Origin of the sequence: Mesorhizobium sp. M7A.F.Ca.US.005.03.2.1, assembly GCF_003997795.1 — a bacterium.
GTDB lineage: Bacteria > Pseudomonadota > Alphaproteobacteria > Rhizobiales > Rhizobiaceae > Mesorhizobium > Mesorhizobium ciceri.
Genome location: NZ_RZRP01000209.1, coordinates 1 through 8,189 on the forward strand (window position 1 = coordinate 1; position 8,189 = coordinate 8,189).

General features: G+C 63.2%; 7 protein-coding genes. All 7 read left to right on the forward strand.

Translation table 11 applies throughout. From position 1 onward, the window contains the following. The coding region (locus EN991_RS14035) for an acyl-CoA thioesterase II (RefSeq protein WP_164769055.1) at positions 1-712 on the forward strand (712 nt) is incomplete at its 5' end. A gap of 217 nt (positions 713-929) precedes the next feature. Continuing rightward, positions 930-1,268, forward strand: coding sequence for a P-II family nitrogen regulator (locus tag EN991_RS14040; protein WP_013528889.1), 339 nt, complete (start codon positions 930-932; stop codon positions 1,266-1,268). A gap of 205 nt (positions 1,269-1,473) precedes the next feature. After that, entirely contained in the window at positions 1,474-2,655 is a 1,182-nt protein-coding gene (locus EN991_RS14045; protein ID WP_224619141.1) for an ammonium transporter, read from the forward strand. Positions 2,656-2,980: 325 nt separating this feature from the next. After that, positions 2,981-3,256: a hypothetical protein gene (locus EN991_RS14050; protein WP_013528891.1), complete on the forward strand. Its 276-nt coding sequence runs from the start codon at positions 2,981-2,983 to the stop codon at positions 3,254-3,256. A 259-nt stretch (positions 3,257-3,515) separates the two neighbouring features. Beyond that, entirely contained in the window at positions 3,516-6,191 is a 2,676-nt protein-coding gene (locus EN991_RS14055; protein ID WP_013528892.1) for a DNA translocase FtsK, read from the forward strand. Positions 6,192-6,342: 151 nt separating this feature from the next. Next, complete coding sequence (locus tag EN991_RS14060; protein ID WP_024505000.1) at positions 6,343-7,026, forward strand: outer membrane lipoprotein carrier protein LolA; 684 nt, start codon at positions 6,343-6,345, stop codon at positions 7,024-7,026. 171 nt (positions 7,027-7,197) lie between these two features. Then, positions 7,198-8,004: an exodeoxyribonuclease III gene (locus EN991_RS14065; protein WP_013528894.1), complete on the forward strand. Its 807-nt coding sequence runs from the start codon at positions 7,198-7,200 to the stop codon at positions 8,002-8,004. Positions 8,005-8,189 lie beyond the last annotated feature (185 nt).

The following is an 8,189-nucleotide window of genomic DNA, read 5'->3' on the forward strand; positions in this document are numbered from 1 at the left end:
GTACGTGCATTCGCTGCACGGCTATTTCATGCGGCCCGGCGACACCAAGGTGCCGATCGTCTACGAGGTCGACCGCATTCGCGACGGCGGCTCCTTCACCACGCGGCGCGTGGTGGCGGTCCAGCACGGCCAGGCGATCTTTTCGCTCGAAGCCTCGTTCCAGCAGGATGAGGTCGGCCTGGAGCACCAGGTGCCGATGCCGCAGGACGTTCCGGGGCCGGACACATTGCTGTCGCAACGCGAATTGCTGGGCAAATTCGGCGAGGCGGTGCCCGATGGGATCAAACGCTACTGGGAGCGCGACCGGCCGATCGAGATGAAGCCGGTGATGCTGAAGCATTACACCAGCCGCGAAAAGCTGGAGCCAAAGCAGAACATCTGGATCCGCACCACCGGTCCGGTGCCGGCGGACCACGCCATCCAGGCAGCGGTGCTCGCCTATCTCTCCGACATGACGCTGCTCGACACATCGACCTTCGCGCATGGCCGCGCCATTTTCGATCGCGATATCCAGGCGGCGAGCCTCGACCACGCCATGTGGTTCCACCGCAGCCATGCGCTCGACGACTGGATGCTCTACACGCAGGACAGCCCGTCGACGCAGGGCTCGCGCGGCTTTACACGCGGCTCGCTGTTTGCCCGCGACGGTACGCTGATTGCCTCGGTTGCGCAGGAAGGGCTGATCCGGCTCAAGCGATCGCCTGCAGAGTAGGCATTTTTCAAAATTTGCCTAATTTTTAAGCAGGCGTATCGCCGCAGCTGTGGGCAGGTTGCGTCGGTGCACCCCCTAATCTCTTTGTTTACAGTGGGTTAACACCCTGCTTCGGCACTTGGCACGGAGCTTGAATCCTTGTGGGCACTCTCCGGCTCTTTGGGATCGGTGAAGGTGTACAAACGCGGGGGACCGCAACAGCAAAGGGTGAAACCTTATGAAAATCGTGATGGCAATCATCAAGCCGTTCAAGCTCGACGAGGTACGCGAAGCGCTCACCGCCGTCGGCATCCAGGGCCTGACCGTCACCGAAGTCAAAGGCTACGGGCGTCAGAAAGGGCATACGGAGATCTATCGCGGGGCGGAATACGCGGTCAGCTTCCTGCCGAAGATCAAGATCGAAGTCGCGGTCAGTGCCGACATGGTCGACAAGGCCGTCGAAGCCATCACCGCAGCCGCCAAGACCGGCCAGATCGGCGACGGCAAGATCTTCGTTTTCGGCATCGATCAGGCGGTGCGCATCCGCACCGGCGAAACAGACACCGACGCGCTCTGAGCGGCGATCACGTATTCCAATGGAGAGTTCAATGAATATTCCTTCCACCTTGAAGACGACGGGACGAGCTGCCCTTTTGGGTTCGCTTGCTCTCGCAGCATTGGGCACGGTCGCCGCCTTCGCACAGGAAGCGGCACCGGCCGCAGCCGCGGCCGCGCCGGCTGCTGCCCCGACCCCGGTGCTCGACACCGGCAACACCGCCTGGATGCTGACCTCGACGGCGCTGGTGCTGATGATGACCATTCCGGGCCTTGCGCTGTTCTACGGCGGCATGGTGCGCAAGAAGAACGTGCTCGCCACCGTCATGCAGAGCTTCGCCATCACCTGCCTGGTGACGGTGCTGTGGTTCATGTTCGGCTATTCGCTGGCCTTCTCGGACGGCGGCGGCGTGAACAGCTATATCGGCGGCACCTCGAAGTTCTTCCATCACGGCATCACCACGGCCTCGCTGTGGCTGCCGGGCGTCGCCAACATTCCTGAATTCGTGTTCTCGATGTTCCAGATGACGTTCGCCATCATCACGCCGGCGCTCATTGCCGGCGCCTTCGCCGAACGCATGAAGTTCTCGGCGCTGCTGATCTTCATGGCGTTGTGGCTGCTGGTCGTCTACGTGCCGATCGCGCATTGGGTCTGGGGTGGCGGCTTCCTCGGATCGGCGGGCGTGCTCGACTTTGCCGGCGGTACGGTCGTTCACATCAATGCCGGTGTCGCCGGTCTGGTCTGTGCGCTGGTTCTCGGCAAGCGCGAAGGCTATGGCACCACCAACATGGCGCCGCATAACCTGGTCTATTCGGTGATCGGCGCTTCGCTGCTGTGGGTTGGCTGGTTCGGCTTCAACGCCGGTTCGGAACTGGCAGCCGACGGTCTTGCCGGCGCTGCCATGCTCAACACCCAGGTTGCCACCGCGGCGGCGGCACTGGCCTGGATGTTCGCCGAATGGATCGTCGCCAAGAAGCCTTCCGTGCTCGGCATCATCTCGGGTGCGGTTGCCGGCCTGGTCGCGGTGACGCCGGCTTCCGGCTTCGTCAACCCGACCGGTGCCTTCATCGTCGGCATCGTCGCAGGCGTCGTCTGCTACCTCTCGGCGGTCAAGGTCAAGCACATGTTCGGCTATGACGACTCGCTCGACGCCTTCGGCGTGCATGGCGTCGGCGGTGTGGTAGGCGCTCTGCTCACCGGCGTGCTCGCCGACCCGGCGATCAACAGCCTCGGCGCAGGTGCTTCGCTCGGCAAGCAGATCTACGGCGTTGCCGTCACTATCGTGTGGACCGGCATTGCCACCTTCGTGCTCCTCTACATCGTCAAGGCGCTTGTCGGCCTGCGCCCGACGACCCAGGAAGAGGTCGAAGGCCTCGACATCTCCCAGCATGGCGAAGTGGTGCCGTAAGGCCAGCTTAGCCAAGGGGCCGGCGGAACCCTCCTCCCGCCGGCCCCATATCTCCACGCAATTCCGAATGGAAAGCGCTGCACAGTTCTCCTGGAATTGCTTTGAAAGATCCCGTCGTGATGCTCCCGAAAGGAGTTCACGCATTGAGGCCCGGATCGCATCCGGGCCTCTTTTTTTGGCAAGCCATTCCGGCAATGCCCGGCTTCACGCAATCACGTTCGCGTGATCATGTTTTTTGAGGAAACAACGACCGCTCTGGTTCCGAACCGTGGGGACGATCGTCGTTCTGACGCTCGTGCCAAACAACAGGGAAGGAAACCATCTCATGAACCTCAAGAACATCTGTCTCGGAGCGCTTGCTCTTTCCATGATCGGCGGCGTGGCGTTTGCCGGTGCTCTGGACGAGCCCGACAACATGGCGCCGTTCTTCACGGATTCCGGCATGAAAACCATGAAGCCGATGGCGGACTTCAAGACAGCTTTCATGGCCATGCCGATGGAAAAGCAGGAAGCGATGAAGAAGGAATGCCAGGATGCGGCGATGAGCAAGCCGCATGCGGAATTCTGCGCCAATGTGCAGGCGCTCGGCGGCGCCAACTGATTTGCCGCGATCGGGCCGAGACCCGATCTCTGTTCAGACGACCAATGGCGGGCCGGCAGCCCGCCATTGTTTCGTTCGATGGAGCTCCATCGGTCCGTCGTCCAACATTGCCTCATACGCCTCAACCGGCGGTAATGAGGTTTGAGCGTCTCAACCTCTTATAGTTAATGCGCCCTTAACCTTCCCACCGATAGTCTGAGACCCGAATCTGCCGGAGTGCGCCACGCACCCGGCGAGTCCACGACAGACGGGGAAGAGCATGCGTTCAGGGGCTTCAGCACCGCTCGCGCTGGCCGATACGGGGCACGGCATCCAGGCGTTCGCGCGGCGTCAGGTGGGGCGGCTGGTTGGCGTCGGCCTGTTCGCGCTGGCCGCCTTTGGCGTTGCCAGCCTTGCCACCTGGAATGTCGCCGATCCGAGTTTTTCCCACGCGACGAACAACACCGTCACCAACGCCATGGGCTATGCGGGTGCCGTGTTCTCCGACCTCGCCATGCAGTTCTTCGGCCTCGCCGCCGTCGCCGCCCTGGTTCCGACGGTCATCTGGGGCTTCCTGCTGTTTTCCGCGCGCGGCGTCGACAGGCTGCCCAAGCGCGGGTTGTCCTGGTTCGGCTTCGCGCTGCTGGCCGCTGCGATGGTCGGCTGCGTGGTGCCGCCCAAGACCTGGCCGCTGCCCACCGGCCTCGGCGGCGTGTTCGGCGACATGGTGCTGAAGATCCCCGGTGTCGTCATCGGCGGCTATCCGACCGGGCTGATCGCCAGCATCATCGCCATCCTGCTTTCGGCGCCCGCACTGTGGCTCTTTGCCCATGGCTCGGCGCTGATCGGACGCAAGAACGGCTTTGCGGTGATGGAGGACGAGCCCGCCGTCGATCCGCGCGAGGACGACCTTTTGTTCGACAATGACGAGGACGAAGGCGACGAGGGCATCCTGGCGCTCGGCGCCATCACCCATTGGTGGCTGTCGCTGCGCGCGTGGATGCACCGCCGCGCCGTGCGCCGCAGGCAAGAGCGGGACGAGTACGAGCCGGAGATGGAGCAGCGCTCCACCGCCTGGCGCCGCGCGGCCGAACGGGTCGAATCGGCCGAGTTCGCCGAGCAGCGGATGAGCCAGGATGGCCGCGCCCGCGTCGAGCCGGAATTCTTCGCCGCCATGGTCAATGACCGCAGCGCCTCGCTCGACCCCGACGATGCCGATATCTTCGACGACCGCTTCGACAATGCGGGCGAGGATGCCGATTTCGACGATGAGCCTGTCGTGCAACGCCGCGGCGCGCCGACCGCCAAGGTACAGCCGTTCCGTTCCGATGCCGCCACGCGCGTCGAGGCGCCGGCGGCGCGCCCCGTGCCAGGCGCCCGTGTGCAGCGCGAGGCGCAGACATCGCTGATCGGCTCTGAAAAATTTGAAATGCCGTCGCTGCACTTCCTCTCCGAGCCGAAGAACGTGGTGCGCGACGCCAGCCTGTCCAAGGACGCGCTGGAACAGAATGCGCGCCTGCTCGAAGGCGTGCTGGAGGATTTCGGCGTCAAGGGCGAGATCATCGCCGTCCGTCCGGGTCCGGTCGTCACGCTCTATGAGCTCGAACCGGCGCCCGGCATCAAATCGTCGCGCGTCATCGGCCTGTCCGACGACATCGCCCGCTCGATGAGCGCCATCGCCTGCCGCGTCGCGGTGGTGCCCGGCCGCAACGCCATCGGCATCGAACTGCCGAACGCCAAGCGCGAAACCGTCTATCTCAGGGAGATCCTGGCCAGCCGCGATTTCGAGACGACGAAGGCCAAGCTGGCACTGGCGCTGGGCAAGACCATCAATGGCGAGGCGGTCATCGTCGACATCGCCAAGATGCCGCACGTGCTGGTCGCCGGCACCACCGGCTCGGGCAAGTCGGTCGCCATCAACACCATGATCCTGTCGCTGCTCTACCGGCTGACGCCGCAGGATTGCCGGCTGATCATGATCGATCCGAAGATGCTGGAACTCTCGGTCTATGACGGCATCCCGCATCTGCTGACGCCCGTCGTCACCGATCCGAAGAAGGCGGTGGTGGCGCTGAAATGGACCGTGCGCGAGATGGAGGACCGCTACCGCAAGATGTCCAAGGTCGGCGTGCGCAACATCGACGGCTTCAACGCCCGCGTCAGCCAGGCGGACAAGAAGGGTGAGAAGATCTCGCGCACCGTTCAGACCGGCTTCGACCGCCAGACCGGCGAGGCGATCTACGAGACCGAGAACCTCGATCTCGAGCCGATGCCCTATATCGTCGTCATCATCGACGAGATGGCCGACCTGATGATGGTCGCCGGCAAGGACATCGAAGGTGCCGTGCAGCGCCTGGCTCAGATGGCGCGCGCCGCCGGCATCCATGTCATCATGGCAACGCAGCGGCCGTCGGTCGACGTCATCACCGGCACCATCAAGGCCAATTTCCCGACCCGCATCTCCTTCCAGGTGACGTCGAAGATCGACAGCCGCACCATTCTGGGCGAGCAGGGCGCCGAGCAGCTGCTCGGCATGGGCGACATGCTCTACATGGCCGGCGGCGGCCGTATCCAGCGCGTGCACGGCCCGTTCGTCGCCGATGAAGAGGTCGAGAAGATCGTCGCGCATCTGAAGCTGCAGGGCGTGCCGGAGTATCTCGACGCCATCACCGAGGATGATGGCGAGGATGACGACGAGCCGTCAGGCAAGGGTGGAGCGAGCGGCGGTGGCGGCAACAGCAATTTCGAGGATTCCGACGATCCTTACGATCAGGCGGTCTCCGTGGTGCTGCGCGATGGCAAGGCCTCGACCAGCTATATCCAGCGCCGGCTGGGCATCGGCTACAACCGCGCTGCCTCGATCATCGAGAAGATGGAGAAGGAAGGTATCGTCGGCCCGGCCAACCATGCCGGCAAGCGCGAGATCCTGGTGCCGACCGAAGAGGACAAGTTCTGACCAGAAAGCCTGACCCTTGCGACATCCCTGTCCGGCAACCTTGAACCTTTCAAGGCGTTGAAGCGACCAAGGGACGCCCGACCCGCCAAATTTCAGCCCAACTGGGGGTCCAAGCACAGAACAACTCAGGAATCAGACGAGAGTGACCGATATGAAAAACGATCTTTCAGCGCTCAGCACATTTGCTCCCTCCCGGCGTCAGTTGCTGGGCCTCGGCCTGGCGTTTGCAGGGGCGGCAGCCTTCAACGCGGTGCCCGGCTTCCAGGTGCTGGCCTCGGCGCAGGCGGCTGTGCCGGCCGCTGCGCAGAAGATCGCCGACCACTTTTCCTCGGTCAAATCGATGAGCGGCGAATTCGTGCAGTTCGGCCCCAAGGGCGAGCAGACCGGCGGCAAGTTCTTCCTCGAACGGCCGGGCAAGATCCGCTTCAACTACGACGGCTCTTCGAACTTCCGGGTGATTTCAGACGGCCAGTCGGTGGTCATCCTGAACAAGAGGCTCAACACGTCCGATCTCTATCCGCTGTCGAAGACACCCTTGAAGCTGCTGCTCGACAACAGGATCGACCTCTCCGGCGACCGCGTCAAAAGCGTCAAGCAGGAGGACGACCTCACAACCATCCAGCTCGCCGACAAATCGGTGTTCGGCAATTCGAAGATCACCATGATGTTCGATCCGAAAACCTTCGACTTGCGGCAGTGGACGATCACCGACGCGCAGGGCAAGGATACGACGGTGATGATCTTCAACACCAAGGAAGGCGTCAGCTTCGCGCCGGATACTTTCGCCATCGACTACACGGCGAACCGCGAGCTCAACACCAACAAGGCGCGCTAGCTTCAAACGCTCCAATAGCTGTGGAAAGCACCGGGCCGCGCCTCGTCGGGCGTTGCCCGGCTTGTCTTTGCGGTCCGCGGCTGGCAATTTCCCGGACCGACTCCGTCAAAAGGCGTCTTCCCCGCCGGGACCCATCGGTTCTGGCCGTTGCACGCTGTCCTGGATTGCCAAATGCCCTTCTCCATCGCCACCTGGAACATCAACTCCGTTCGCCTTCGCATGCCGATCGTCGAGCGCCTGCTCGTCGAGCATGCGCCCGACGTGCTGTGCCTGCAGGAAACCAAGGTTCCCGACGAACTGTTCCCCGAGAAGGCTTTCCGCAAGCTCGGCTACGAGCACATCGCCTTCCATGGCCAGAAGGGCTACCACGGCGTAGCAACCGTGGCGCGGCGGCCGATCGAATTGGTCGAAAAGCGACGCTTTTGCGAAATCGAGGACAGCCGGCACCTCTCGGTGACGGTGCGGGCCGGCGGCAAGGCGATCCTGCTGCATAATTTCTACGTCCCGGCGGGCGGCGACGAACCGGATCCCGTCATCAACAGGAAGTTCAAGCACAAGCTCGATTTCGTTGCCGAGATGAATGCCATCCGGGCAGAACATGACGAGGTGTCCGGCTCGGTGCTGGTCGGCGACCTCAACATCGCCCCGCTCGAACATGACGTCTGGTCGCACAAGCAATTGCTCAACGTGGTCAGCCACACGCCGGTCGAGACGGAAAATTTCGAGGCGATGCGTCGCGCCGGCAACTGGGTCGACCTGATGCGGCTCAACGTGCCGGATGAGCAGAAGCTCTACACCTGGTGGAGCTATCGCGCGCAGGATTGGGAGCTGTCCAATCGCGGCCGCCGCCTCGACCACGTCTGGTCGTCGCCGAACCTTGTGCCCAGCTTTTCCGGCTACGAGATCCTGCGTCTGGCGCGCGGCTGGGAGCGCCCGTCGGACCATGTGCCTGTCATCGCGCGGTTCGATCTGGACTAGTCTGGTCGAAAATGCCCGCGTGCGGCAGTCAGTCTGTAGAGTTGGGACCGGCTGGATCCACCCACGGACGGCCCAATCGTGTCACCATCGCCGCGTACCCAACGGCACCTGCCGCCCAAAGGAAGATGCCAAGCTCTTTGACGACGTCCTCGGCGATGGCGGCCGCAGAACCGGGGGTAGGAAAC